The sequence below is a fragment of the Pseudoalteromonas sp. B160 genome (assembly GCF_037162485.1).
Classification (GTDB): Bacteria; Pseudomonadota; Gammaproteobacteria; order Enterobacterales; family Alteromonadaceae; genus Pseudoalteromonas; species Pseudoalteromonas rhizosphaerae.
The window spans coordinates 664,077-689,543 of the sequence record NZ_JARLUX010000002.1; the positions used below are offsets into that span (position 1 = coordinate 664,077).

Sequence of the window (25,467 nt, forward strand, 5' to 3'; positions counted from 1 at the left end):
AGTAATTTAACTATGTGTTGATGTGCCAGTATTTGGCAAAAGTTTACCTCCAGCTGTGATTAAAAAAGCCCAGATACATTATGACTGGGCTTTTTATAATTAACCTTTAATGTTGCAGTTAGCCTCTACCCTCAGGAAAAGCAACATGCCAGTTAAACGTTACTGCTGTTCAATAAAGCCGATCAGTTTATCGGCAATATCAGTATTGTTTTGTGAGCCGATAAATTTATCAGCACCTTTACCATAGGCAAATACTTGTACATCAATAGCAGTGTGACCGCCAGTAGTCCAACCGGTGAAGCTGGCTCTACTGATAATATCTTTAATGGCAAGATTAAGTGGTTTATCGCCTAGTTTTTTTGCCTGTTCAAGCTTGATCTGGTTTTCGGGAGTGTATTCTATATTCGTGTTAGCAGTCCAAATAGCTTTTAAATCATCAGACTCTGACATTAATTTAGTTAATTTAACGGCTGTGGCTTTCACGCCTTTTACTACCTCGGTTTCCCATTTATATTGACCATGCGCACCTAATGTTAAACCACCTGTTGAGTGATCTGCGGTGATCACCAATAAGGTATCCGGGTTTTTATCAACGTACGCTTTTGCTTGCTCGATTGATTTAGCAAAATCATCCATTTCCGCCATTGCACAGGCAATATCATTGGCATGGCCACACCAATCAATTTGGCTGCCTTCGATCATCACGAAAAAGCCACTTTTGTTATTTTCATTAAGTAACTCAAGCGCTTTATTGGTCATTTGAGCTAAGCGTGTTGGGTTATTATCTAACGCAAAGTCAAGCCCAACTGGAGCAAATAATCCCAGCGCAGGAATTTGCTTAATATCTTTTAACGCACTAAAGTCATCACTGTATTGATAGCCCGCTTGCTTAAATTCTGCAACTAAATTACGGTCTTCGCGGATGTAATATTTAGTACCGCCACCGAGCATTAAATCAACGGGAAGTTTTCCGGCAATTTTATTATCAATGTAATCATTGGCAATTTCATCGTAGTTACGACGAGATTCATTATGTGCAGCGAAGCTTGCAGGCGTGGCATGATTGATTTGTGAGGTTGCAACTAATGCGGTGATCATGCCTTTTTGTTTAGCAATTTCGAGCATTGTTTTTACCGGTTTTTTATCGGTATCAACTGCAATTGCACCATTATAGCTTTTATGGCCTGAGCTCAAAGCAGTTGCGCCAGCAGCACTGTCAGTTACATAAGTATGGTCGTCAGGGTAAGTATGTGCCATGCCTTTAAGGATTGTATCAAACACCGTGCCTTCTATTTCTTTGGTAGACGGATCATCTTTAAAGTAGCGATATGCTGTAGTATAAGCGGGGCCCATGCCATCACCAATCATATAAATTATGTTTTTTGGTGCTTGCTCTGCGTATGCACTTGCTGAGCATAATAATGCCAAGAGGCTTATTTGTTTCTTCATCTTTGTACCCTGTTTATTATGTAGTGCCATTGTATACGCAATGTAGTATAAATAAATGTCTTTTACGTTAAACAAACTAAAAACAAAGGGGAATTACGCAGTGCATCCATTTTCAGTTCAAAGTGGCGCATTAACACTTCATGGCCTAACATTTGGGCAAGGAAAAGAGGTTGTCATTGCATTACATGGTTGGCTTGATAATTGTCATAGTTTTTTACCCATGTTAGAACATAACACCTTAACTGCAACTTGGTATTGTGTGGACTTTCCTGGACATGGTTTATCAGATTGGCGTGGAAGCGATGCACACTATTATTTCATTGATTACATTGATGATATTTATAACTTAATCGAGCAACTTGGGGTTAATAAAGTACACTTGGTTGGTCATTCTATGGGCGCAATGGCCGCTGGTCTTTTTGCCAGCTGTTTTCCTGATAAAGTAAATACGGTCACTATGATAGAAGGACTGGGAGTTGTCACAACACCCAGTAAAAAAGTGGTCGAGCAGCTTAGAAATGCAATTTTGAATCGACGTCGTGTAAATAAAAAAGCACCCCGACAGTACGAGTCAAAACAAATAATACACCAAGCACGGGCGGTACAAAGTGACTTACCTTTGGATTTAATAGCACTTTTGATGGACAGAAATATACGAGAAACTGAACAAGGATGGCTGCTAAGAACTGATCCAAAGCTTAAAAATCATTCAGGTTTTAGATTTGATGAGCAACAATGCATAGCGGTAATAAGCGAATTAAATGTGCCGTGCCAATTAATTCTAGGCAGTGAAGGGTATCAATTTATTAGTGATAATTTAAATAAATATGCTAATTATTACAAAAGCTTAATAGTAAATGAAGTTGAAGGTGGCCACCACTGTCATATGCAAAGCCCTGAGCAGTGTTTACAGCAGATTCATGCCTTTATGCTGCAAACTGGTGCATGTTAATTGTATATTTGCACAAAATGTGGGAATATTTGCGAATTAGAGTGATTGCTCAATTGTGAAATTGCCTTACTTAGTTTAAGGTTTAATAAAAATAAATTATAAATAGAACAGGAGCTAAGAGTGGACAAAATTTGGCTGAAGCGCTACCCAGAGGGTATGCCTGAAACAATCGATCCTGAGCACTACAACTCGTTGTTAGAAGTGTTTGAAAAAAGCTTCACTGACTACAAAGACTTGCCTGCTTTTACCAATATGGGTAAAACATTGAGCTATGATGAAATAGACCAAGCAACAAAACGTGTTGCTGTGTATATTCAAAAAGAGCTGGGATTGAAAAAAGACGATAAAGTGGCTGTAATGATGCCAAATTTATTACAAACACCTGTTTCAATACTCGGTATTTTACGTGCCGGTTGTGTCGTAGTTAACGTTAATCCGCTTTACACTGTACGTGAGCTTGAACATCAATTAAATGATTCAGAAACATCAGCGATTTTTATACTGGCTAACTTTGCAGACACGCTTGAAAAAGCATTGCCGCACACTAAAGTAAAACACATCGTAGTTACCCAAGTGGGTGATATGGTGGGTGGCTTTAAAAAGCACTTGGTTAACTTTGTTGTTAAGCATATTAAAAAAATGGTGCCAAGCTATTCATTGCCTAACCCCATTAAGTTTAAAGCCTTACTTGCAGCGAACGAAAAAGATTACATTAAACCTGAAGTGTGTTTATCTGATATTGCTTTTTTACAATATACCGGTGGCACAACGGGTGTATCTAAAGGTGCAATGCTGACCCATGGCAATATGGTAGGTAACTTAGAGCAGGTTTCTGGTTGCTTAGATCAAGTGTTAGAACGTGGCAAAGAAGTTGTTGTCACTGCTTTACCGCTTTATCATATCTTTGCACTAACAGCGAACTGCTTAACGTTTATGAAGTATGGCGGATTAAATTTATTGATCACTAATCCGCGTGATATGAAAGGCTTTGTGAAAGAATTAGGCCAACATAAATTCACCGCGATCACGGGTGTAAATACATTATTTAATGGTTTGTTGAACACACCGGGTTTTGCCGAGCTTGATTTTTCAAGTTTGAAAATGTCCCTTGGTGGTGGTATGGCTGTACAGCGACCTGTTGCTGAAAAATGGCAAAAGATCACCAGTAGCAAATTAATGGAAGGGTATGGTTTAACTGAGTGTTCGCCATTAGTTACTGTCAGTCCTTATGATCTAGATTCATACAATGGTTCGATTGGTTTACCTGCACCTAATACTGAGATCAAGTTGATGTTAGATAATGGTGAAGAAGCAGCCAAAGGTGAGCCTAGGGCGAATTATGGGTTAAAGGTCCACAAGTGATGGTTGGTTATTATAATCGTCCTGATGCAACGGCTGAGTGTTTGCAAGATGGTTGGTTTGCCACAGGGGATATAGCCACTTATGACGATGAAGGATTCTTTTATATTGTTGACCGTAAAAAAGATATGATCATCGTATCTGGCTTTAATGTGTTCCCAAATGAGATCGAAGAAGTGATTGCAATGCATGAAGGTGTTTTAGAAGCAGCAGCAATTGGTATCCCTCATGATGTTAGCGGCGAACAAGTTAAAGTTTTTATTGTTAAAAAAGACCCATCTTTGACTGAAAAAGATATAATAAAACACTGTCGTGATAATTTAACTAATTACAAGGTCCCTAAACTGGTTGAGTTTAGGGATGAATTGCCAAAAACAAACGTTGGCAAAATACTCAGACGAGCCTTGAAAGATTAGCAAGCTAAAAAAGCCGACATATGTCGGCTTTTTTATTGTAGGAGATTAAGTGCAATATCAATTGATCCAAACCCAAAATCAATTAAATGAGTTTGTAGAGCAGATCCGTAACAAACCCATCTTAGCAATTGATACAGAATTTATGCGTCGTCGTACTTTGTATCCTGAAGTTGCCCTTATTCAAGTTTATGACGGCGAACATTTAGCATTAATCGATCCGCTAGCCGAGCTATCATTGTTTGATTTTTGGCAGATTCTACGTGATCCTGCGGTGTTAAAAGTCTTGCATTCACCGTCGGAAGATATTGAAGTATTTCAAAAATACGCCGGCTTCGTACCAGCTCCCTTATTTGATAGCCAATTTGCCTTGCAATTATTAGGCAATGGCAACTGCATGGGCTTTGCTCATATGGTAAAAAATTTACTCGATATTGAAATCGACAAAAGCGAATCACGGACCAATTGGTTACAGCGTCCGCTAACTATTAAACAACTCGATTACGCTGCAGCTGATGTATTTCATTTATTACCGTGCTTTAAAATTATTATTGAACAAATCAACGACGCTGGTTTCTTTGATATTGTGATCAATGAAAGTGAGTTGATTGCACAAAAACGGGCTTATCAAACACCGGATGAACATCTGTATCGAGACATTAAAAATGCTTGGCAATTAAAACCTGCGGATCTTGCTGTATTAAGAGAGCTTGCGGCTTGGCGTCGTAACAAAGCGATACGCAAAAATTTAGCGCTTAACTTTGTATTAAAAGAGCATTGCTTGGTTGAATTGGCAAAACGCAAACCAACGAGTTTAACTGCAATGCGTAATGTCCCAGAAGTCGATAGCATCGAAGTTAACCGCTCGGGCGTTGAAATCTTAAAGTGTATTGAAAAAGCTAAAGTGATCCCTGTTGCAGATTTTCCTGAGCCACTAAGACGACTTATTGACTTTCCAAGTTATAAAAAAGTAGCCAAAGAAATTAAACAAAAAATCACTGCAGTTGCTAAAAAACAGGGCATTCCAGAAGATGTATTTGCATCTAAAAAGCAAATCAACCAGTTGATCAGTTGGAATTGGAAGTTAACCAGCGCTGAGCGTGAACAGACTCCAAAGCCCGATTTACTTAACTCATGGCGTTATGAATACTTAAAAGACACACTGAAAGAGTGGGATGTATAATTATTAAGAGTTCATAGGGACTAAGATAGTTAATGTACTATTGTTAGTCCCTACTGTTTGTGTCAGAGGAGGGAGAAAGTTACTTTATTCGCCCATTTTAGCGAGGATCTTATCTAAATTAACTTTAGATTTAGCCACGCTTTGCATTGGTGTTAACCCATTCGGGTATTCTTCTTGCTCTACGACTAGCCACTGAGTGGCGCCATCAACAATCAATGTTTCTATTATTTTTTGCCATGGATAATCATTTTCACCTAATATAGGACTTAAGCCATCGTTAGGATGGGTGCGAACTTTAAGTGGGTTGCCAGGGTTCGTCCTGGGTATTTTTTAATGAAATATTCAGGATCTTTTCCTGCATAATGTACCCAACCTATATCAAGCTGCAGTGGCAGGGTATATGGCGTATTACTGGCAATAGCGTCCCAGTATGTCGCGTTTTGGAATTGATTAAACTCCTTATTATGGTTGTGAAAACCGATGTGCATAGCATAGCGCTGAGCGATTTCATTAACCTGAGTGAGTTGTTCGGTCAGAGAGTTGATTCCTTGTGGCTGCCAAGCTCTTTCATCCCAAGGTACAAATAAAATCGAAACACCAAGGGTTTTATAAAACAATAATGTGTCTGCTAAGGTGTCATCCGTTAAGGAATCAAAGCCGATATGTGCGCTACTAGCGACTAAATTTAGCTTCGCGAGTTTGTCCTTCAGTGCACTTGGATTGTTCTTATAAGGCCCAAAGTCACCTGCAAATTCCACACCTTGAAAGCCCATATCAGCAATAGATGAAAGGGTGCCATCAAAATCCGCTTTTAAGGCATCTTTAACAGACCAAAGCTGAACACTAACGGGGAGTAGTTGTTTGCTTGTTTTTGCATAGATAGACAGCGAGTTTAAAACACAAAAAATAAACAGAATTGAAATAACATAATTAAATAATGATTTGATTTTGAACATAAAAAACACCTAGGAGGAAAAGCAGGGAATTGCTCCCTGCTTAGGGCTGGGCTAGCTAAAAATAACTTAACTGGCAACTGAATCTTGATAAGCATACTCGGTCAAACCCAGTTCAGCTAAAACGCTATCTAAATGGGCTTTTGCTTCGTCAGTAGGTCCTGGGTAATCGCCTGCAATAGGCACATTGCCTAAATAGCCAATATCTTTACAACCTTGCGGTGTACAAAAGTAGGCACCAAGTACAAGGTTTTTAAAGCGTAAAAAAGCATTACCAATGCGTTGAAACTGCGCAGGGGTTTCATCATCAAAATAAGCAATATCATTTAAGATGGCTGTTTGTTGCTCTTTTTTCAATGCGACAAATGGTGCTTTATAACGCAGCACAGCCTCATCATCGATCCATGCTAATCCGTGTAAAATAGTAACGCGGTCTTTTTGTTGACCGTTATAAGGTGAGCTTACCCACTCATCAATCACACTCGGTACATTTACCTCAGTTGCACTTGGGTTGTTACCTTCGCTAGGCACGATATAATCGGCTAACACCGCAACTAAATTTAATTGTGCTTGAGTTAATGTCAATGGCCAAGGTGATTGTGGTGGCATAACCATATTGGGATCAGTGCCATAACCTTTAGCTGTTATAGGTTGTAAATCTAAGTCAGGCCAATGTCCTTTATCACTAATTTTCTCTTCTAACGCTTTACTACACCCTGCTGAAAGTGATACGGCGGAACCTGCGGCTAATAAACCAAGCCACTTTAACGATTCACGACGTGTCATGCCGGAAATATATTTGTATGAGTCAACACGATCTTCATTATGCATGTTACAGCGCTCCTTGTTCTATTTGTTTGGCTATCCAGGTTGAATTACGCATTGCCAATGTCATGATGGTTAATGTGCAATTTTTATGTGGATTAGAGGCAAATACCCCTGCATCCATCACAAATAAGTTGTCGCAATCCCATGTTTGGCCCCATTGATTGGTCACTGAATCCTTTGCTGAGCTACCCATGCGAGTGGTGCCTACTTCATGAATGATCTCGCCACCTTTTGAAATTGCTTTTTCAGCAGCAGGTAATTTGTCCACAGTAGCTCCTAGATTTTCAAGGATCTGTTTCGCTGTTTTTAAGCCGTGCTCAATTTGTTTTAGCTCACGATCTGACCATTTGAAATGAAATTTCGAAACCGGAATGCCCCATTTATCTTTAACATTTTCATCAATTTCCATGTAGGTATCATCGTTGGGGAGCATTTCTCCGCGCAGCGCAAAGCCAACATAAGATCCATAGGCATCACGAACTTGTTGTTTTAGTTCAATACCATAACCACGTTTATCGCCAGAGACTCCAGAGCCAGGTTGATTAAAACCGCTACTGATCTCAAAGTGATAACCACGAGGAAAATCAAGCTCACCTTTGGCATGTGCTTTGTGTCCCCACCAAGGAATAAATAAATGGTTCCCAGTGTGGCCATCTTCGTTATAACGTGGGCGACCTTTTAATGCTGGAACTTGCGCACCAAGCCAAGCACCGGTTGAATCCATTAAGTTACGACCTACTTGGCCACTTGAGTTAGCTAAACCTTTGGGATGCTTGGCGTGTTTTGAATTTAGCAAAATACGTGCGGATTCGCAGGCACTAGCGGCAAGGATCACGATATCTGCTGTTAGTGTTTTTTCAGCTACGGTTTGCTTATCTATATAAGTAACACCCGTTACTTTACCGTCATCATTAACAGCCACTGATTTAACCATTGCATCAGTAATTATTTCTAAATTCCCTGTTGCTTTTGCCATAGGTAATAATGAGGTTGTAGTTTGAAACGCCGCGCCGATTGAGCAACCATGGCCACAAGGTGTTGCATAAAAGCATGCCATACGATCATCTTTTGGCCGAGTTAATACTGCTCTGTGCATAGGCACGGCTGCGATACCCAGTTTTTTCGCACTGGCAGCAATAAGTAACTCAGGAATTCGCGGCGTTGGTGGTGGCTGTAATACCCCAGGTGCAGATGGCGGCATATCATCAAGGCCGGTATTGGTGCCGCAAATACCCACTAGTTCTTCCGTGATGTCGTACCATGGTGCGATATCATCATAAGTGAAAGGCCAATCTGCGCCGTTGCCATCTTGGCTCTTACCTTTAAAATCATGTTCACTAAAGCGTAATGAGTAACGTCCCCAGTGATTAGTTCTTCCACCTAGCATGCGCGCACGCCACCAGTAAAAATCAGTGCCTTTGGCGTTACTGTAAGGCTCATCAGGAACTTGCCAGCCACCATCGACGGTTGCATCGTAAAAGCCAAAGTTTTTGTCTTTATTTCCTGCGCCCATTAAAGGAGCTTCACTGTTACGGCGAAACATTGGGCTTTCTTTTTTTGGATCGTAATCACGCCCCGCTTCAAGTAATAATACTTTATGGCCTAGTTTAGTTAAGGTATAAGCGGCCATTGCGCCACCTGCGCCGGAGCCAACAACCAGTACTTTATGATCAAATGTAGACATGCTTATAGTTCCTTAATTTTTATATTTTTAAACCACACTTTGTCACCATGATCCTGTAAACCTATGCGACCTTCCTTTGCTGTTGCGAAGTTAGACCAAGTTGCAAATTTACTGTTTTTAACCAAGGTATTCCAAGTACTACTGCCCACAACAATACTGGCAGTGCTGACATCATTTTGCCAAACTTGTAAATGGTCATTAAGCATTCTAATACGCACCGTGTTCCACTCAGTTGCAGGTTTGTGAGCTGAAGTAGGTGGCGTAAATAAATCATAAATAGAGCCAGATAAATGAGAGTCTATTTTCGTATCTGAATGACGTTCGTTATCTATAATTTGGATTTCAGGGGCGTGCGAGTAAATATATTTACCTTGCTCATCGGCAAGAACAAAAATGCCACTATTGCCAACCTCACTAATTTTCCAATCTAGTTTTAAGTCAAAATTGCGATAGACTTTTTTCGTGAGTATGTCGCCGCCGCCTTTAGTGAGTAACATTGCGCCATTGTCTATGGTCCATTTTGGGCTGAGTGTCTCACTTTTAAAATTGCGCCAGTGCGACATATCTTTGCCATCGAACAGTAATTGCCAGCCAGCTGATTGTTCTTCTTTAGAAAGTTGGTTATCGGGTGTCTTAGCAAAAGCACTGCTACTAAAAGCCAGTGCAATTGACAACATCGAGATTGATTTAAGCATATAATACCCCTTATTTTTTGTGTGTTACTTGTTATGACTAAACGTATTTCTCAACGTTTTTATTTTTTGTTATAAACAGATGAAGACCAATAAATACAATGATCAGTACAATCGGAAAAACCAGTAGATTTTGTAATACAGCTTGTCCTGCGAGCACTTCAACTTGTTCTACACTGACACTAGTTGTTTGTGCTTGTGTTCGCGCATTATCAATCCAATGGCCTATGACGGGGTTCCAGATACTCATTGCAAACATGCCAGCTCCACCAATTAACGACATGCCAAGTGCACCTGTTTTTGGGGCATACTCAGCGACACAACCGATCATGGTTGGCCAAAAATAAGTAACGCCAACGGCAAATAGTGCTGCGGCAAGGTAGATGGTATTACCTTGCGCTTGGCTCATTAAAAATATCCCTAGTGTTGAAAAAATGGCTGAGCCCAGTAGGACACCCGATGGACTAAAGCGGTGCACAATCGGGCCCGCAAAAAACCGACCTAATGCCATCAATCCGGTGATCAAAGCTAAAATAACCATAGGCGAAGCGCCTGACGAGCCAAGGATTTGCTCAATCCATTGCTGTGTGCCAAATTCGGTGACTGCTGTCAGTGTCATGCAAATAATGAGAAACAAATACAGCGGCGAGAGTAAGTGTTTTAAGTTGCTGGTGGTTGAATTTTGCTGTGTATCAAACTGTGGAAATTTCGCTTTAAGCATCATCACACCATAAATAATGGTGGGCACAAGGATCAGCGAAACTTGCCATTGCCAGCTGAAGCCAGCGGATGTCATTGCATTTGAAGCTAATGCACCAATTACGATCCCGCCAGGAAACCAAACATGAAAGCGGTTTAACATAGTGGTGGTGTTTTTAGGATACATTTGGGCGATCAGTGGATTACAACCGGCTTCAACCGATCCATTGGCAAAGCCAATTAAAAAGGTAGAGATCAATAATCCCCAAAAACCATCTGCAGTGATAGTTAAAATAAGTCCGCCTAGGTGGCAAATAAACGCTAATGCAACCAACTTTTTAGCACCAATCGCGTTATAAATGATGCCCCCGAGCATGGTTGCAACCGGAAAACCTAAAAATGCCATGGCATTTACCCAGCCTAGCTGTGTACCAGTGAGGCCGAACTGCTCGCCTAGTTGTCCTAAAACGCCAGCCCTTATTGCGAAAGTCATTGATGTGACAATTAATGCAATGCAGCAAAGCCGAAAAATAATACGATTATTGTTGTTATTCATTGTGTGTGACCCTGTTTATTAAATACCTAATATCCGCTTATTTCGCTGATCATTTGTGTCCATTGCGCTAAAGTCATCAAATGCTTTAGCCGTAGGGCGGATCAAATGCTCTTTTATAAATTGTGCGCCTTCTTTCGCCCCATCTTCAGGATGTTTAATGCAACACTCCCACTCTAGAACTGCCCAGCCATCAAAACCATATTGCGTTAATTTGCTGAAGATACTTTTGAAATCAATTTGGCCATCACCTAAGGAGCGAAACCGACCAGGGCGGTCTTGCCAATCTTGATAGCCACCATAAATACCGCTGCGACCATTTGGATTAAACTCTGCATCTTTGACGTGAAATGCTTTAATACGATGGTGATAAATATCAATAAATGATAAGTAATCAAGTTGTTGTAAGATGAAATGGCTGGGATCATAAAGAATATTTACCCGAGGATGATTATTTGTCGCAGCTAAAAAGCGCTCAAACGTTACGCCATCATGTAAATCTTCCCCTGGGTGAAGTTCATAGCAAACATCCACATCCATTTCATCAAAGTAGTTGAGGATTGGTAGCCAGCGTTTCGCAAGTTCTTGGAATCCTTGCTCTACCAGTCCTTTTGGACGCTGCGGCCAAGGATAAAAAGTATGCCAAAGTAGTGCTCCTGAAAAAGTCACATGGCTTTTCAAGCCCAAATTTTTACTGGCTTTAGCGGCCATCATTAACTGATTGATGGCCCATTTCGTTCTGGCTATAGGGTCACCGCGTAGTGCTTGAGGGGCAAAATTGTCAAACATTTCATCATAAGCCGGATGAACGGCTACGAGCTGCCCTTGTAAATGAGTTGATAACTCTGAAATTGTAAGCCCTGCCTGTGCAGCAATACTAGCCACTTCATCGCAATAATCTTGGCTTTGGGCTGCTTTTTCTAAATCGAAAATACGAGAATTTGCAGTCGGTAGCTGAATTGCTTTGTAGCCTAAATTTGCTGCCCACTGACAAATAGTGGCAAAGCTGTTGAAAGGAGCTTCATCGCTGATGAATTGTGCTAAGAAGATCGCTGGACCTTTAATTTGTTTCATTTTTTATCCAATTTTAAATGGTTGCCACTTAGTGTCTTTGCTCGACGCTGCTACAGCATTTTCTATAAATGCCATTCCGCGAATCGCCTCTTTAATACCAGGCACGTCGAAGTCACTGTTAGATGCTGAGTATCCGGCTTTTTTTGCGTGAATTTGTTTTGCAAAATTGACATAGATATTGGCAAATGCTTCAAGGTATCCTTCTGGATGGCCTGCAGGTGTTCGCAGTGAATTTTGTGCCGCAGTACTTTTTAGGCCAACACCTGCACGTAATAGGGTGGTTGGCGCGTTATGACTTTTGAGCCACAAACTATTTGGTTCCATTTGTGACCACTCAAGACTTGCTTGATCGCCATAAATACGCAAATTAAGATTGTTTTCTTCTCCTAATGCAACTTGGCTAGCAAGAAGAACTCCCTTAGAGTCGTTGTTAAAGCGCAGTAAAACGGTGCCATCATCATCGAGTGTTCTGCCTGCAACAACATGATTTAAGTCAGCGCATAGTGCGGTGATTTCTAGGCCGCTCACGTATTCAGCTAGATTTGCAGCATGCACTCCTATATCAGCTATACAACAACTAATACCGGCCTTATCAGCATCTAAACGCCATTTGGCTTGTTTGGCATTTTCATCTTCGCTGGTGGCAAGCCAACCTTGGCTGTACTCAACAATAATTTTACGAATAGCGCCCAGCTCGCCATCAGTAATACGTTGGCGCGCTTCTTTAATCATCGGGTAACCAGTGTAGGTATGAGTTAATCCATATAAACAATCACTGGCTTGCAGAGTTTTTTCTAATAACAGCGCTTGTTCTAAATTTAGGGTGGCTGGCTTATCTGATAAAACGTGAAAACCTGCTTCAATCGCACACTTTGCAATTGGGAAATGCAAATGATTTGGCGTCACTATTGCCACAAAATCAATTCGTTTATCGGCAGGTAACTTAGCTTCTTCGCTAAACATTTGTTGGTAGCTGTCATAGCAACGAGTTGGATTTATTCCTAGCATTGCAGCAGTAGCTTGGCTGCGTGTTGGATCTGAACTAAAGGAGCCTGCGACTAACTCAATTAAGCCATCTAAGCGTGCAGCAATGCGATGGATTGCACCGATAAATGCACCTTGTGCACCACCGACCATCCCCATGCGGATTTTGGCATTATTCATGAAAAAGCTCCATGTCAGTAATCGTCTACTGAGTTTAGTTAATATCATGTTATTGATAATAAGGAATGAACAGCGTAAGGGATAATAAAAATTCGGTTGACAATGCAACAAAATCGGCGTTTTATATATTATTGCGAATTGATATTTATAGAATATATTATTATGGAAGTACAAGGGATTATAAATAAAGCGGGCGTAAATCAACTGATCGCGGCATTTGATTTATTACCTGATATTTTGTTTTGGGTTAAGGATTCTGATAGCCGAATTTTATACGCAAATCAACATTTTATTGAGCATCAAGGGTATAAGTCATTAGAGCAGATTTTACTTAAAACTGATTTTGACTTTTCATCCAAGCACTTAGCATTTCAATATGTCAATGACGATAAACGCGTAATGAATGGCTATGTGGTTATTGATCGTTTGGAGCTAAACCAAACCTCAAATGGTGAATTGGCCTGGTTTTCAACGTCCAAAAAAGCGATTTTAACTGACGATGGTCAGATACTGGGCACCTATGGCGTTACACGGCATTTACAAAAAACATCAAAGGCTTTGTCGCATGTAAGAGCGATTGAAGGGCCAGTAAATTATATACGTGAACACTATCATCGTAATATCTGTATTGAAGAACTTGCCGAGCTTGCTCATTTATCGGTAAGTGCGTTAGAGCGGCGTTTTAAAAAACATTTAGCAAAAACACCTAATCAATTTATTAATGAAATACGTTTAGAAAATGCACGTAAGCTACTTGTTGAAACTCGTTTACCTATTTCACAAATAGCCTATCAATGCGGTTTTTCTGAGCCTAGCTATTTCAGTAAACAATTCAGACGCTTATTTGGTGAGATCCCTTCGCAAATGCGCGACCAAATTGAGCCCTAAGCCAGCCGTTTAGCTAATTGAATAGCGCCTTGCTCGGGCAGGTAATGCGCATCACATAGATAACCTTGTGCTTTGGTAGATAACCAAGGAGTAATTTTCTCGGCTGTGCCTCCCATTAATGTAATGTTGTAATAGCCGTGGCTAACTAAATGATCGATATAACGGGTAATATAGCGCGCTGCTTGCTCTAAAATAATAATGGCCCAAGGATCATCTTGCATTGCGAAAACTAAAGGCGCAAAACCGGCAAAAAAAGCGGGTTTGGCATTGAGTGCTAATTCTGTCAGCTGGTTACTTGTATCACAACTAAGCTGTGCCAATAAGGTATTTATTAATGGGCTTGAAGGGGATAAGCCATCTAAAACCTCTAATGCATAACGAAATAAAGTTAAACCAATCCAGCCTCCGCTTGCGCCATCACTTAATAATAATCCATGGCCTCCTAATTCAATAACGTTACCGTTTTTTATTGCTCCAGCACAAAAGCCAGTGCCTAAAATAATAATCGCACCACTGTTATCACCATGGGCACCTTGACAGGCTATATGTAAGTCAGTTGAAAAGTTAAATTGTGCAAATGGATGCTGCCACTGTGCCATCTTTTTATTTGCACCGGCAATGCCAGCGCCAGCGAGTCCTGCATAGGCATAAATTGCCCCGAGTGTTGATAGCCCTAAACCAGCCTGTTGTAATGCGTGTTTTGTTGCATCAATAATGGATTGCTGCGCCACTTCAACGGAGGTTGCAATATTTGCTGCATCGCTTACTGCCTCAGCAAGTAGGGTGCCTTGTGCGTTTTCAAGCCTGACTCGGCATTTTGTACCGCCGCCATCAATACCTAAATACAGCGGCGGTTGAAAGTGGTTAGTCATTTTTAGCCTGCTCGTTAGTTCGTTGATTTAAAATTGCGTTAATTAATAACGGATCCACCCAGCCATCCTTGTTGTGTACGCCGGAGTAGGCATGTAGTGACACTAAATTATTGTTGGCAAGTTGCCAAAGTGTACTTGCATTATCAGTGGTTACGCCACCACCAATAACAATTTCTATATGATCATTGGCGTGGCTAATGATTGTTTGCAAATGATTAAGACCTTGCATAACGCCTTTATCATCAGTCCATTTAGTGCCATTTGTGAGGATACGATCAATGCCCAGTTCAGTTAATAGGCCAATTGCCTGTTCGCTGTCTTCTATACAATCAAAAGCGCGATGAAATGTCGTTGCTAAATTATATTTATGTGCGCAGGCAATAAGCGCTGTGGTAGCTGCGATATCAACGTCATTGGCGTTTAGCGCACCAAAAACAACACCGGTAGCACCTGCGTGCGCCGCGTGTGCTATTTGTGTAAGCATTAGCTTCAGTATTGTTGCATCAACAATAAATTGATTCGCAACAGGTCGTATCATGATAAGCAACTCGCCTTCTGAGGGCATTGCATGAGCTGCAAAAGTCATTGCTGTTTCACTAGGAGTGAGACCTTCAAGTTGCATTGTGCTGCAAAGTTCAATTCTAGAGGCGCCAGCTGTAAATGCGGTTTTTACATTATCAGCTAACTGAATATGACTATCTGCGTTTAAACAGACTTCTAAATTTTTACGCATTGTTTCGTTCCAAAATACCCGCGATGTTGTTAACAATAAAATATTTAATAATATTAGATTATAATAGAATAAATAAAATTCATTTGTAAATCATGTTCTTATTTTTGTTTTTTAACTTTTCATGAATATGGTAAGTGTTTTTATATGCCATTAATTTAAGTTGACGACTATAAACTAGCTCAGCACTAATTGGATCTTTTTTTAACCTTAACGCCGATTTTGTTCTAGAGGCAACCGAATTTCTATTATCACTTTCTTCGACAGAACCCTATTCTTGAAAAGCAGTTTAACAAGCTATTAACTCAGATATGAAACGCCTTAAAGTTTATTGGCACGGATTATCGTGGGTTTTAAGTTACTAAATACAATCAATAGCACACAATAATACTGGAGATAAACATGACCAATAATAATAACAGTCGTGAATCGGCGGGTCTTGCTCGGCGATTTAAGAAATCTGCATTGCTTCTAGCGGTGATGGCAAGCTGTAATGGCGCATACGCACAAGATCAACAAAATGAACAAGAAAGCGATCTAGAAGTAATAGAAGTCAGGGGGATTCGCGCCTCGATGGCAGAAAATTTAGCGATTAAGCGACTGTCCAATTCGATTGTTGATGCAATCACCGCAGAAGATATAGGTAAATTTCCAGATAAGAATGTGGCCGATTCTTTACAACGAGTACCTGGTGTTGTGATATCTCGCAGTGGTGGTGAAGGCGAGAATGTTAGTATTCGTGGGTTGTCATCTGATTTAACCCTCACTCAACTTAACGGTAATTTTATTGCTTCATCACCGGGTTCTCCATCTCGTTCTTTTAGCTATTCTTTACTGCCTTCGACTATGGTGCAATCGGTTGAAGTTTTTAAATCATCAGAAGCTCGCTTAGATGAAGGCGGTGTAGGTGGTACGGTTATTCTAAATAGTCGTACGCCATTGGATATGGATGCAAACTCTGGTGCATTTAATGTTGAATACACTTATGCTGATGTAACAAAAGAGTATGAGCCTAATTTTAGCGGTGTGTATTCTTGGAAAAATGAAGATGAAAACGTTGGCTTTTTACTCGGTTATACTAAGCAAGATCGTACTAACCGCTCTCTGACTGGAGATATGTCAGGCGGAGGTGGTTGGCGATGGGCAACGGGGAGCGAGCAGCCAGCAACTGATGTAAATGGCAATGAAATTACTGACAGTACTCGGCGTTTTGGGGCGTTAGAAGATGCGTATGGTAATTCCTATGATGGTGTATGGGCACCGCAAGTTGCCGGTGTGGGCATTACTGAGGAAAAGCGCGAACGTGTTGGTGTGCAAGCGACAATGCAATGGCGACCAACAGATAATTTAGAGCTGACATTTAATCACTTTCACTTTGAATTAGGTCAAGATAGAACTACTTCACAACTGATGATCCCTGAATGGAAATATAACCCTGACTATTTAACCGGTGTAATACTTGATGAAACGGGCTCTATTGTTACTGGAATGGATTTCACCAGTGGTGCAGGCGGTAGTGAAGGCAATTTAGAGTTTCCTTGGATCATAGGTAGTTATACAAAAGAAAAAGATACTTCAGATACGTATGACTTTGCATTTGAATATGCAGGTGATGTCTTTGACCTTAAAGGCAAATTTGGTCGTACGAAGGCAAGCGGTGGGCCATCGGAGTCATTTAATGCAGCGTATAAAAGCGGTCAGCCTGGCAGTCGTAGTGATTCAGGAAAAAATGAAAATGCGGCATCGTTTGCAGGTTGGCGCTTAGGTGAACGTGTTTCTTTATATGCAGATCCAGCATTACTTGCGAATTTACAAGCAGGTATTGCAGGTGATCCTGATCCAGGTTCAACAGGCTCAAGTTTCATTGTCAGTGACTTAAAAGAAGACTATGGTCAACTTGATTTAGATTACCATGTTGCTTATGGCATAGTTGATACATTGCGTGTGGGAGTTAAGCATCGAAAAGCAAGTCTGCATCGGGAAACCAATAATACATTTTTTATTACTCAAGATGGTGCCGATCGCATTGCTAGTGGGGAACTTGATCCATTCAGTCAAGGTGCAATAGATGAAGTTGCCTATCAGTGGATTGGTGGCATGCCAAACCTTGAGGATGTATTAAATAATGAATCGGAACAAAATATTGCGGGTGGGTTTGAAGTTAATACTATGCCGAGTATTAATTGGCAGCAATATCGGGATATTGTTACTAATGAATATGTTAAATATACACGCCGTGAACCCGATTTTGTTTTTGATATTGAAGAAAAAATAACAGCTGCTTATCTTCAAGCTGATTTTTCGTTTGGTGATTTTCGCGGCAATGTCGGCGTTCGTTATGTAGAAACGCAAACACAAATTATGTCTTCAGACAAAATAAACTACTTTTTAGATGATATAAATGATGCGACCGGTGAAGATATTCTTGGTGATGAGCGTTTGGTTGATGTTGAAACTACCACATTACGCACTGTCAAAGATGACAGATTCCTACCTAGCTTAAATTTAGTCTGGGAAGCGAGTGATTCTCTGGTTATCAGAGCCGCAGCTGCCAAAACTATGTCACGCGCACCTTTTAATGATTTAGGTGCACCGGAACAATTAACCTTCATATCACAAGAGTGGGCTGACGACCGACTCGAATTTAGAGGTAACCCAGTTGATCAAGGTTGGAGTGGATCGGGTGGTAATAAAGCATTACAGCCATTTGAATCTGTGCAACTCGATTTATCAGCTGAATATTATTATGGAACTGGTTCAGCGGTTGGCATCGCATTATTTAATAAGGACGTTGATAATTTCATAGTGCCTTTGATCATTACTTCAGAACGTCCATTCGATGGTTTTACAAATCCTTTTACTGGCGTTGAAATTGTTCCAGCTGGAGACATCACAGTAACACCATTTACCACCACTGCAAATGGTACTAATGCCACTTCTCGCGGAATCGAATTATTTGCTCAACATGCTTTTGATAATGGTTTTGGTATCAATGCTAACTATACCCTCAATGATACTAATCAAGCTGATGTCAGTGTTGATGGTGAAAAAGTAGGTGAATCAGCCTTAGTGGGCAGTGCCGATGATCAATTCAACTTTTCAGCTTACTTTGAAGACGATAACTACAGTGTTCGGACATCTTATAACCGCCGTGGGAAAATGGCCTTAGGATTAGCTGATGGCTTAACTGTATCCCAAGAACCTTATCAACAAGTTGATTTAAATGCGTCATACAGCGTGATGGAAAATTTAGTGCTCTCGGCATCGGTTATTAATTTAACAAAAGAAGAGTCACGAACATTCTATGGTGATGATAGTAAAGCGCGACTTCGCAGTAGCAGCTATAGCGGTCGCCGGTATTATGCTGGACTAACCTATCGGTTTTAATTGTTAAGGTTTGGCTAAAACGTTTTATCAACAGGCTAACTAAGCACTTTTTAAAAAGAGTTTTTACGTACTCAGTGACAAGTTATAACCGTTTAATAAAACAAAATGAATACGGTTAGTTAGCGTGTTATCAACAGCTGATTTTAAAAGGCAAAATTATGAATACACTAAATATATTTAAACTTGTAGGGACCTCACTTTTAACTGCAAGTTTACTTAGCGCATGTGGTGGATCAAGTAATGACCCAAAAGTAGATAATGTACCAGTAACACCTGATGTTACACATGCTGAAATTGCAGGGACAATAATCAAAGGTGTTTTATCAAATGCAGATATCGCCGTTACTGCGCTCAATGGTAGTAATTTAACAATAAACAGTGCCAGCAATACCGATCAAGAGGGCCGCTTTTTTATTGAATTAAGCAGTGAGGCAGGTTTTGGGATCAATTCCACCGTAAAACTTAATATTTCAACCACGGATAGTTCTACAATGCAATGTGATGCGCTGCGCTGTGGTGATGCTGAATTTACACAATTAACCAGTGGTGCAGCAATTGCTGGGAGTGTATTTTCAACGTTAGGGCAATTAACGGTACCTTATGGCAATGATGCCGATGGTGTTGCAGACACAACTTTGCAAGCCAACGCATTAACAACTTTGGCGACTCAACTTGTAGAGCAACAAATTGCTGATGGTCGAAATGTATCAACTGCAGAGTTAATGGCATTAGCACAGGCGCAAATGTCTGCGTTGTTGTTGCGAACTATGGGTTGGCAAACGGGCAATACTAATGTTTTTAACATGGCAGTGATAAGTGCTGACAAGCTCGACAACTTCATACTAGGTGAAAGTTGTGAAGAAAATGATAGCGCAGAACAAGTATGCTCAACGCAATATGCAGATGAGGCAATAATTAAACTATCGTTGTTAAATGCTTCTTTTGCACAGTTTAGTGAATCTGATAATTTAAAATCAGTGATGGATAATGCGCAGCAGAATATTAGGGCTGCACTAAACGATGACGCAGATGCGCTAGCTGCCTTTCGTCAGCGTATTTATGATGCCATTAGCAGTCACCCTCTAACCACTGAACTAGGCTTAACTGCAGATTCGATAGTTGATCTGTCATTACCGCTTTTTGATGAAGCATTATCAACAGGCCCACTTCAAGAAATCACCACACAAGAGAACTTAACTGGTGCAGTATTTACAGCTAGAAACGCAATTAGTGATGCTGAAAGTGCAGCTAAAGCCTTTGATAATAACCTAGATACTAAATGGCTTGATCATAATGATTGGTTGGGGGCACCAAGTGAAGCATCACCTTCATGGATACAAGTTGATTTTGCAAAGCCACAGGCTGTAAATAGTGTATTCATTACCAGTGCTAACGATGCGCCAGAGCGAGACCCAGAGAATTTTACCATATTGGGGTCTAATGATGGTGGAAAAAGTTGGTTTGAGCTTGCAAATATTATTGGTGCATCATTCGAGGATCGGCTTTCTCGCCAAGAATTTAGCTTCGTTAATGGACAAAAGTACCTTAGTTATCGAGTTAATATTACAAAAAATAAAAACAATGATGGGTTAGTGCAAGTTTCGGACATTCAGATGGTAGGCCCTGTTTTTACAAGTGTTGATCATACTGATATTACCAGCGGTACTACAAGTGCTAGTAATAGTATTGGGGATGCAGAAAATGCAGATAAAGCATTTGATAATGACCCTACAACAAAGTGGTTAGATCACAATGATTGGCAGGGGGCTCCAACTGAAGACAAGCCATCATGGATACAGATGGACTTTGTAAGTCCTGTAGCCGTGGATCAGTTAGTAATTGTCAGTGCTAATGATGCGCCTGAACGTGACCCAGAAAACTTTGCTTTACTAGCTTCTAACGATGATGGCACCACGTGGCAAAAACTTGCAACTTGGGTAGGAGAATCATTCGACTCTAGAGCACAGCGCAGAGCGTTTTCTTTTTCTAATCAACTAGCATTTAGTAGTTATCGTTTAGAAGTGACCAAAAATAAGAATAATGATGGTTTATTACAAATAGCTGATATCGATTTAATTGGCCCTGAATTGCCAGGAGAAGATCATAGTAAAGTTGCAGGAGCAAGCTACAGCGCACGTAATAGTATCAGTGATAGTGAAGGTGCAGCGCAAGCATTTGATAATAATGTAAATACCAAATGGCTTGATCATAACGATTGGCAGGGACCACCAACTAATGCTGATCCAGCTTGGTTGCAAGTTATTTTACCGCAAGCAAAAGCAGTTAATACACTGACACTCACAAGTGCAAGCGATGCCCCTGAGCGCGATCCTGAATCATTTACTTTAATGGCATCGATGGATGGTGAAAACTGGTTCGATATCGGTGCATGGGTCGGCGAAAGTTTTGATCAGCGCCTAGAAAAAAGAACGTTTCCTGTGGCAAATACACTCGCGTATAGCCACTACCGACTTGCTGTAACTAAAAATGCCAATAATGATGGTTTAGTTCAAATTGCCGAAGTTGGTTTAATTGGTCCTGACTATGCTTTTAAAGATCTAACTTCACTTACCGGTAGTGTATTTAGTGCCCGCTTTAGTATTGGTGATGCAGAAAGTGCAGATAAAGCATTTGATGGTGATATACAGACCAAATGGCTGGATCATAATGATTGGCAAGGAGCGCCAACAGAAGAAAATCAAGCATGGATTCAAGTTGATTTTAGTGATCCGCAAACGGTCAGCGGTCTTGCAATAACTAGCGCCAATGATGCACCTGAACGAGACCCTGAGAACTTTAGTTTATTAGGTTCAAATGATGGAGGCCAAACCTGGACTGTTGTTTCATCATGGTTAGGCGAAAGCTGGGATGAGCGTTTGCAACGTCGTTCATTTGAATTCAATAATGGTTTTGCTTTTTTAAGCTATCGTCTTAGCATTAGCAAAAATGCAAATAATGACGGATTACTACAAATTGCCGAAATCGAGTTACTCGGATTAGAAAAATAGTTTTAATTACTTACAGGTCAGAGGGCTATCCCTCTGGCCTTATTTTTAATGATTCTGAGTGGGACTTTAAATAAAGCTGCAACGATATTACTAAAATGAATAACTAGGATTTAGTCATGAATAGTAAAAGACAATTTTTAAGACAATCGATAACCGCTTTACTAGCCGTAGGAGCGAGTACACTGACGGCAAAAGTATTGGCTCAAAAACAGGTCGTTAATAAATCAATTAAAAGCTTAAATTCGCAACTTAAACCCATAGTGGTCTCAACGTGGCAACATGGTATAGCGGCTAATAAAGCCGCGTGGCAGGTACTTGCTGAGCATGGTAAAGCCATTGATGCTGTGGAAGCCGGTGTGCGAATTCCTGAAGCAGACCCAAATGTGATGACAGTAGGATATGGTGGTTACCCTGACAGAGAAGGCAACGTTACTCTCGATGCCTGCATTATGGATGAAAATCAAAACTGTGGCGCAGTTGCATTTTTACAACACATTAAGCATCCCATCTCGGTTGCCCGGTTAGTGATGGATAACACCCCGCATGTGATGTTAGTAGGTGAGGGGGCGCTGCAATTTGCTAAATCACAAGGGTTTATAGAAGAAAACTTATTAACTCCGCAAGCCAAAAAGGCCTGGCAAGATTGGCTGGTGGAATCAAAATATGCGCCCGTGATCAATATTGAAAACCACGACACAATCGGCATGTTAGCGCTTGATAGTAATGGCGATTTATCTGGGGCGTGTACCACTAGTGGCGCGGCCTTTAAAATGTCAGGCAGAGTAGGTGATTCGCCCATTATAGGAGCCGGTTTGTACGTTGATAATGAAGTCGGTGCTGCAACGGCAACGGGCATGGGCGAGTTGATGATAAAAACGGTAGGCTGCCATTTAGTAGTTGAAATGATGCGCCAAGGTATGACACCTACTCAAGCGTGTAAGGCCGCAGTTGAGCGAATTGCCCATAGGCTGGGTGATTATAAACAGTTTCAAGTCGGTTTTTTAGCCTTGAGTAAATCTGGTGAATATGGCTCTTATTGTATTCAACCTGGTTTTAATTATGCAGTTACCTCAAAGGCAGGAAGTAAATTACTTGATTCGGCGAGTATTCTTTAAGTGCCGAATTAAAGAGTTTAAATAATGCGTGGTATTTTTTTAAATATGTGCAGCAAACTATAGAACTTTATTTATCATAATGTCCTTTGATTGATACCTATAGCTAGACTAACAATCAACGACTGAGCTTTTTGTAACAGGCAATGATGTTGAACAGGAGTAATTTGAACATTAAATAAAGTAATAAAATGTGAAAAGGGCGCTCTAATAGCGCCCTTTTAGTTATTTCTTTTCTTTCTCTTCGTCAGGTAAAGTGACGTTGAGCTCTAATACCGCTAAGTCATCTTCGTTTTGATCGAATTGGACTTGAACCGCGTCATTACTGATGTTGACGTATTTACGGATAACATCAAGAATATCCTGTTTTAATTGTGGTAAGTAATCAGGTGTACCACGCTGTGAGCGCTCATGCGCAACAATGATCTGCAATCGCTCTTTTGCTAGTGACGCTGTATTTTTCTTTTCTGAGCGGAAGTAGTCAAGTAGTGACACGTTAACCTCCAAATATCCGTTTGAACAAACCTTTCTTTTCTACATCTAAGAAGCGAAATTCGACTGTTTCACCTAATAAGCGATTAATTGCATCGGCATAAGCTTGTCCAGCATCAGACTCTGTATCTAATATAACTGGCTGGCCTGAGTTTGATGCACTTAATACCGCTTGTGATTCAGGTATTACACCTAACAATTCGATAGAAAGAATATCTTGCACATCTTCAACTGACAGCATTTCACCTTTAGCTACTCGCTCTGGGTTATAGCGAGTCAGTAATAAATGTTCTTTTATGTTTTCAAGCCCTTCTTCAGCACGTTTAGATTTGCTATGCAAAATACCTAAAATACGGTCTGAATCGCGAACTGATGAAACTTCAGGGTTCGTTGTTACAATTGCTTCATCAGCAAAGTACATTGCCATCATAGCGCCGGCTTCAATTCCTGCTGGCGAATCACAGACGATATAATCAAAGTCTTTTTTCAGCTCGTTTAATACGCGTTCAACACCTTCGCGAGTTAAAGCATCTTTATCGCGAGTTTGTGAAGCAGGTAATAAAAATAATTTATCTACCCGTTTATCTTTGATAAGTGCTTGATTTAAATTTGCTTCACCGTTTATAACGTTAACAAAATCATAGACAACGCGACGTTCACAGCCCATGATCAAATCAAGGTTACGTAAACCGATATCAAAATCTATAATGACTGTTTTATAGCCCTTAAGTGCTAAACCTGTGCCAATTGCAGCACTTGATGTAGTTTTACCTACACCACCTTTACCTGACGTAACGACAATGACTTTTGCCATAAGATTTATCCTTTAACCAAAGCTGAAATTTCTAATGATTCATTTTTTTGTTGGATTTGTGCAGCGTTGCCCCAGAACTCACCTTGCAGAGAATCGCTGATCCAGTAGTTGCCATTGATAGAAACAAGTTCTGCTTCTAATTTTTGGCAAAAAATACGTGCTTCGTTGTAACCTTGTGCGCCTGCTATTGCACGACCACGTAATGTGCCATAAATATGTACATTGCCATCAGCAATCACTTCTGCACCATGGCTTACCGCACCAATGACGATTAAGTCACGGTCTTTAGCATACACTTGTTGACCAGAGCGCACTGTGCCATTGATGACTTGGGCAGGTAAGTAAACTGTTTTCTCAACAATTGAAGTATTACTCTGCTTTGTAACAGGTTCACTCTTAACGTCTTGTGAATAATTTAAAACTGAGAGCCCAGCGGCTTTGGCTTGCGTATGTTGCTCATCAGAGCCATTACAGACTCCAACAGCATTAAAGTTCATTCGTTCTAATAAAGACTTTAGATGAACAAAATCAACAAGATTATTTTTTATCTCAATTAAATTAACAACAATAGGAGCACCCTCAAAAAACGAGGGCTTGGGCAATTTTTATATACAGTTGCTCAGCTAACAGGTTTATATCAGTACTATAAAGATGTAAAACTGATAACGTAAAAAGATTCCCTTTTAGCTCAAAAGTTTGGTCCGACATACACGCTCAATTGAATAGTGTGATCAGAAATCAATTTTAGATAAACGCAGGCTGAATAAGGCCTGTGTTTATATGGATAAGGTGAAATTTCTAATCTAATTTTTCTAACTTATTATGACTCTCATGTTATAGTGTGCAGCACTGTTAAGCAAGATTTTATAGGGTCATAATGCTGACTGCGGTATATAAAAGTAAGAAAAAAGCGGATACCTTCCTTTTTGTAGAAAAAAGAGATGATTTTAGCAAGGTACCGGAACCTTTGATGGCTATGTTCGGTCAACCTCATTACGTAATGTTAATTAATTTAGCAAAACGAACGCATTTAGGCGGGGCTGATTTAAGTTTGGTTGAGAAATCATTAACTGATGTCGGGTTTTATCTCCAGTTACCGCCACCTGAAGCTAACTTACTAGCTGAGCATAGAAAACAAAATGGAGTTGATAGTGACTAAAC

General features: G+C 40.4%; 20 protein-coding genes and 2 pseudogenes. 8 read left to right on the top strand and 14 right to left on the bottom strand.

Annotation, left to right across the window (positions count from 1 at the left end; genetic code table 11):
* Positions 1 to 159: 159 nt before the first annotated feature.
* Positions 160 to 1,449: an alkaline phosphatase gene (locus P4S61_RS21495; RefSeq protein ID WP_182819509.1), complete on the bottom strand. Its 1,290-nt coding sequence runs from the start codon at positions 1,447 to 1,449 to the stop codon at positions 160 to 162.
* Positions 1,450 to 1,549: 100 nt separating this feature from the next.
* On the opposite strand from P4S61_RS21495, the gene P4S61_RS21500 reads away from it, so the two are divergent.
* The 3 genes and pseudogenes from P4S61_RS21500 (at position 1,550) to rnd (ending at position 5,356) form a co-directional block, all read left to right on the top strand.
* Positions 1,550 to 2,401, top strand: coding sequence for an alpha/beta fold hydrolase (locus tag P4S61_RS21500; RefSeq protein ID WP_337119173.1), 852 nt, complete (start codon positions 1,550 to 1,552; stop codon positions 2,399 to 2,401).
* A 120-nt stretch (positions 2,402 to 2,521) separates the two neighbouring features.
* A pseudogene (gene fadD / locus P4S61_RS21505) lies at positions 2,522 to 4,176 on the top strand (long-chain-fatty-acid--CoA ligase FadD).
* A gap of 49 nt (positions 4,177 to 4,225) precedes the next feature.
* Positions 4,226 to 5,356: a ribonuclease D gene (gene rnd, locus P4S61_RS21510; RefSeq protein ID WP_145235687.1), complete on the top strand. Its 1,131-nt coding sequence runs from the start codon at positions 4,226 to 4,228 to the stop codon at positions 5,354 to 5,356.
* Positions 5,357 to 5,440: 84 nt separating this feature from the next.
* Here rnd and P4S61_RS21515 read toward each other — a convergent pair whose 3' ends face one another.
* From P4S61_RS21515 to P4S61_RS21550, 8 genes are all read right to left on the bottom strand, one after another.
* On the bottom strand, positions 5,441 to 5,572 hold the full coding sequence (locus P4S61_RS21515) for a hypothetical protein (RefSeq protein ID WP_337119174.1): 132 nt from the start codon (positions 5,570 to 5,572) through the stop codon (positions 5,441 to 5,443).
* Between the two features lie 50 nt (positions 5,573 to 5,622).
* On the bottom strand, positions 5,623 to 6,312 hold the full coding sequence (locus tag P4S61_RS21520) for a sugar phosphate isomerase/epimerase family protein (RefSeq protein WP_337119175.1): 690 nt from the start codon (positions 6,310 to 6,312) through the stop codon (positions 5,623 to 5,625).
* A gap of 66 nt (positions 6,313 to 6,378) precedes the next feature.
* The gene (locus P4S61_RS21525; RefSeq protein WP_145235681.1) at positions 6,379 to 7,140 is read right to left on the bottom strand and encodes a gluconate 2-dehydrogenase subunit 3 family protein; all 762 of its coding nucleotides are present in this window, start codon (positions 7,138 to 7,140) and stop codon (positions 6,379 to 6,381) included.
* A 1-nt stretch (position 7,141) separates the two neighbouring features.
* A complete protein-coding gene (locus tag P4S61_RS21530; protein ID WP_337119176.1) occupies positions 7,142 to 8,821 on the bottom strand; it encodes a GMC family oxidoreductase in 1,680 nt (559 codons plus the stop codon).
* Positions 8,822 to 8,823: 2 nt separating this feature from the next.
* Positions 8,824 to 9,516: a 3-keto-disaccharide hydrolase gene (locus tag P4S61_RS21535; protein ID WP_337119177.1), complete on the bottom strand. Its 693-nt coding sequence runs from the start codon at positions 9,514 to 9,516 to the stop codon at positions 8,824 to 8,826.
* A 37-nt stretch (positions 9,517 to 9,553) separates the two neighbouring features.
* On the bottom strand, positions 9,554 to 10,768 hold the full coding sequence (locus P4S61_RS21540) for an MFS transporter (protein ID WP_145235670.1): 1,215 nt from the start codon (positions 10,766 to 10,768) through the stop codon (positions 9,554 to 9,556).
* A gap of 18 nt (positions 10,769 to 10,786) precedes the next feature.
* Entirely contained in the window at positions 10,787 to 11,839 is a 1,053-nt protein-coding gene (locus P4S61_RS21545; protein ID WP_337119178.1) for a sugar phosphate isomerase/epimerase family protein, read from the bottom strand.
* A gap of 3 nt (positions 11,840 to 11,842) precedes the next feature.
* Positions 11,843 to 13,003 (bottom strand): Gfo/Idh/MocA family protein, encoded by a 1,161-nt coding sequence (locus P4S61_RS21550; protein ID WP_337119179.1) that lies wholly within the window; start codon positions 13,001 to 13,003, stop codon positions 11,843 to 11,845.
* A 162-nt stretch (positions 13,004 to 13,165) separates the two neighbouring features.
* Here P4S61_RS21550 and P4S61_RS21555 point away from each other — a divergent pair, with 162 nt between their 5' ends.
* On the top strand, positions 13,166 to 13,891 hold the full coding sequence (locus P4S61_RS21555) for an AraC family transcriptional regulator (RefSeq protein WP_145236298.1): 726 nt from the start codon (positions 13,166 to 13,168) through the stop codon (positions 13,889 to 13,891).
* Here P4S61_RS21555 and P4S61_RS21560 read toward each other — a convergent pair.
* Both P4S61_RS21560 and P4S61_RS21565 read right to left on the bottom strand, forming a co-directional pair.
* Positions 13,888 to 14,763: a BadF/BadG/BcrA/BcrD ATPase family protein gene (locus P4S61_RS21560; protein ID WP_337119180.1), complete on the bottom strand. Its 876-nt coding sequence runs from the start codon at positions 14,761 to 14,763 to the stop codon at positions 13,888 to 13,890. The genes P4S61_RS21555 and P4S61_RS21560 overlap by 4 nt on opposite strands.
* Positions 14,756 to 15,496: a copper homeostasis protein CutC gene (locus tag P4S61_RS21565; protein ID WP_337119181.1), complete on the bottom strand. Its 741-nt coding sequence runs from the start codon at positions 15,494 to 15,496 to the stop codon at positions 14,756 to 14,758. The genes P4S61_RS21560 and P4S61_RS21565 overlap by 8 nt, the downstream gene beginning before the upstream one ends.
* Before the next feature lie 399 nt (positions 15,497 to 15,895).
* On the opposite strand from P4S61_RS21565, the gene P4S61_RS21570 reads away from it, so the two are divergent.
* The 3 genes from P4S61_RS21570 to P4S61_RS21580 all read left to right on the top strand — a co-directional run bounded on the left by P4S61_RS21570 (position 15,896) and on the right by P4S61_RS21580 (position 23,003).
* Entirely contained in the window at positions 15,896 to 18,880 is a 2,985-nt protein-coding gene (locus tag P4S61_RS21570; RefSeq protein WP_337119182.1) for a TonB-dependent receptor, read from the top strand.
* 158 nt (positions 18,881 to 19,038) lie between these two features.
* A complete protein-coding gene (locus P4S61_RS21575; protein WP_182819517.1) occupies positions 19,039 to 21,888 on the top strand; it encodes a discoidin domain-containing protein in 2,850 nt (949 codons plus the stop codon).
* A gap of 116 nt (positions 21,889 to 22,004) precedes the next feature.
* Positions 22,005 to 23,003: an isoaspartyl peptidase/L-asparaginase family protein gene (locus tag P4S61_RS21580; protein ID WP_182819518.1), complete on the top strand. Its 999-nt coding sequence runs from the start codon at positions 22,005 to 22,007 to the stop codon at positions 23,001 to 23,003.
* 222 nt (positions 23,004 to 23,225) lie between these two features.
* Here P4S61_RS21580 and minE read toward each other — a convergent pair whose 3' ends face one another.
* From minE to minC, 3 genes and pseudogenes are all read right to left on the bottom strand, one after another.
* The gene (minE, locus tag P4S61_RS21585; protein ID WP_145235646.1) at positions 23,226 to 23,495 is read right to left on the bottom strand and encodes a cell division topological specificity factor MinE; all 270 of its coding nucleotides are present in this window, start codon (positions 23,493 to 23,495) and stop codon (positions 23,226 to 23,228) included.
* Position 23,496: 1 nt separating this feature from the next.
* On the bottom strand, positions 23,497 to 24,306 hold the full coding sequence (minD, locus tag P4S61_RS21590) for a septum site-determining protein MinD (protein ID WP_145235643.1): 810 nt from the start codon (positions 24,304 to 24,306) through the stop codon (positions 23,497 to 23,499).
* Positions 24,307 to 24,311: 5 nt separating this feature from the next.
* Positions 24,312 to 25,014, bottom strand: a pseudogene (gene minC, locus P4S61_RS21595) (septum site-determining protein MinC).
* A 169-nt stretch (positions 25,015 to 25,183) separates the two neighbouring features.
* Here minC and P4S61_RS21600 point away from each other — a divergent pair.
* Positions 25,184 to 25,465 (top strand): YcgL domain-containing protein, encoded by a 282-nt coding sequence (locus P4S61_RS21600; RefSeq protein WP_145235637.1) that lies wholly within the window; start codon positions 25,184 to 25,186, stop codon positions 25,463 to 25,465.
* Positions 25,466 to 25,467: the final 2 nt, after the last annotated feature.

What these genes read in the sequence shown, in the direction of transcription:
- P4S61_RS21520 (WP_337119175.1), bottom strand. Translation starts at nt 6,312, where the DNA reads ATGTTCAAAATCAAATCATTATTTAATTATGTTATTTCAATTCTGTTT.
- P4S61_RS21575 (WP_182819517.1), top strand. Translation starts at nt 19,039, where the DNA reads ATGAATACACTAAATATATTTAAACTTGTAGGGACCTCACTTTTAACT.
- P4S61_RS21530 (WP_337119176.1), bottom strand. Translation starts at nt 8,821, where the DNA reads ATGTCTACATTTGATCATAAAGTACTGGTTGTTGGCTCCGGCGCAGGT.
- P4S61_RS21560 (WP_337119180.1), bottom strand. Translation starts at nt 14,763, where the DNA reads ATGACTAACCACTTTCAACCGCCGCTGTATTTAGGTATTGATGGCGGC.
- P4S61_RS21545 (WP_337119178.1), bottom strand. Translation starts at nt 11,839, where the DNA reads ATGAAACAAATTAAAGGTCCAGCGATCTTCTTAGCACAATTCATCAGC.
- P4S61_RS21565 (WP_337119181.1), bottom strand. Translation starts at nt 15,496, where the DNA reads ATGCGTAAAAATTTAGAAGTCTGTTTAAACGCAGATAGTCATATTCAG.
- P4S61_RS21540 (WP_145235670.1), bottom strand. Translation starts at nt 10,768, where the DNA reads ATGAATAACAACAATAATCGTATTATTTTTCGGCTTTGCTGCATTGCA.
- P4S61_RS21550 (WP_337119179.1), bottom strand. Translation starts at nt 13,003, where the DNA reads ATGAATAATGCCAAAATCCGCATGGGGATGGTCGGTGGTGCACAAGGT.
- P4S61_RS21525 (WP_145235681.1), bottom strand. Translation starts at nt 7,140, where the DNA reads ATGCATAATGAAGATCGTGTTGACTCATACAAATATATTTCCGGCATG.
- P4S61_RS21600 (WP_145235637.1), top strand. Translation starts at nt 25,184, where the DNA reads ATGCTGACTGCGGTATATAAAAGTAAGAAAAAAGCGGATACCTTCCTT.
- P4S61_RS21555 (WP_145236298.1), top strand. Translation starts at nt 13,166, where the DNA reads ATGGAAGTACAAGGGATTATAAATAAAGCGGGCGTAAATCAACTGATC.
- P4S61_RS21495 (WP_182819509.1), bottom strand. Translation starts at nt 1,449, where the DNA reads ATGAAGAAACAAATAAGCCTCTTGGCATTATTATGCTCAGCAAGTGCA.
- P4S61_RS21570 (WP_337119182.1), top strand. Translation starts at nt 15,896, where the DNA reads ATGACCAATAATAATAACAGTCGTGAATCGGCGGGTCTTGCTCGGCGA.
- P4S61_RS21535 (WP_337119177.1), bottom strand. Translation starts at nt 9,516, where the DNA reads ATGCTTAAATCAATCTCGATGTTGTCAATTGCACTGGCTTTTAGTAGC.
- minD (WP_145235643.1), bottom strand. Translation starts at nt 24,306, where the DNA reads ATGGCAAAAGTCATTGTCGTTACGTCAGGTAAAGGTGGTGTAGGTAAA.
- P4S61_RS21580 (WP_182819518.1), top strand. Translation starts at nt 22,005, where the DNA reads ATGAATAGTAAAAGACAATTTTTAAGACAATCGATAACCGCTTTACTA.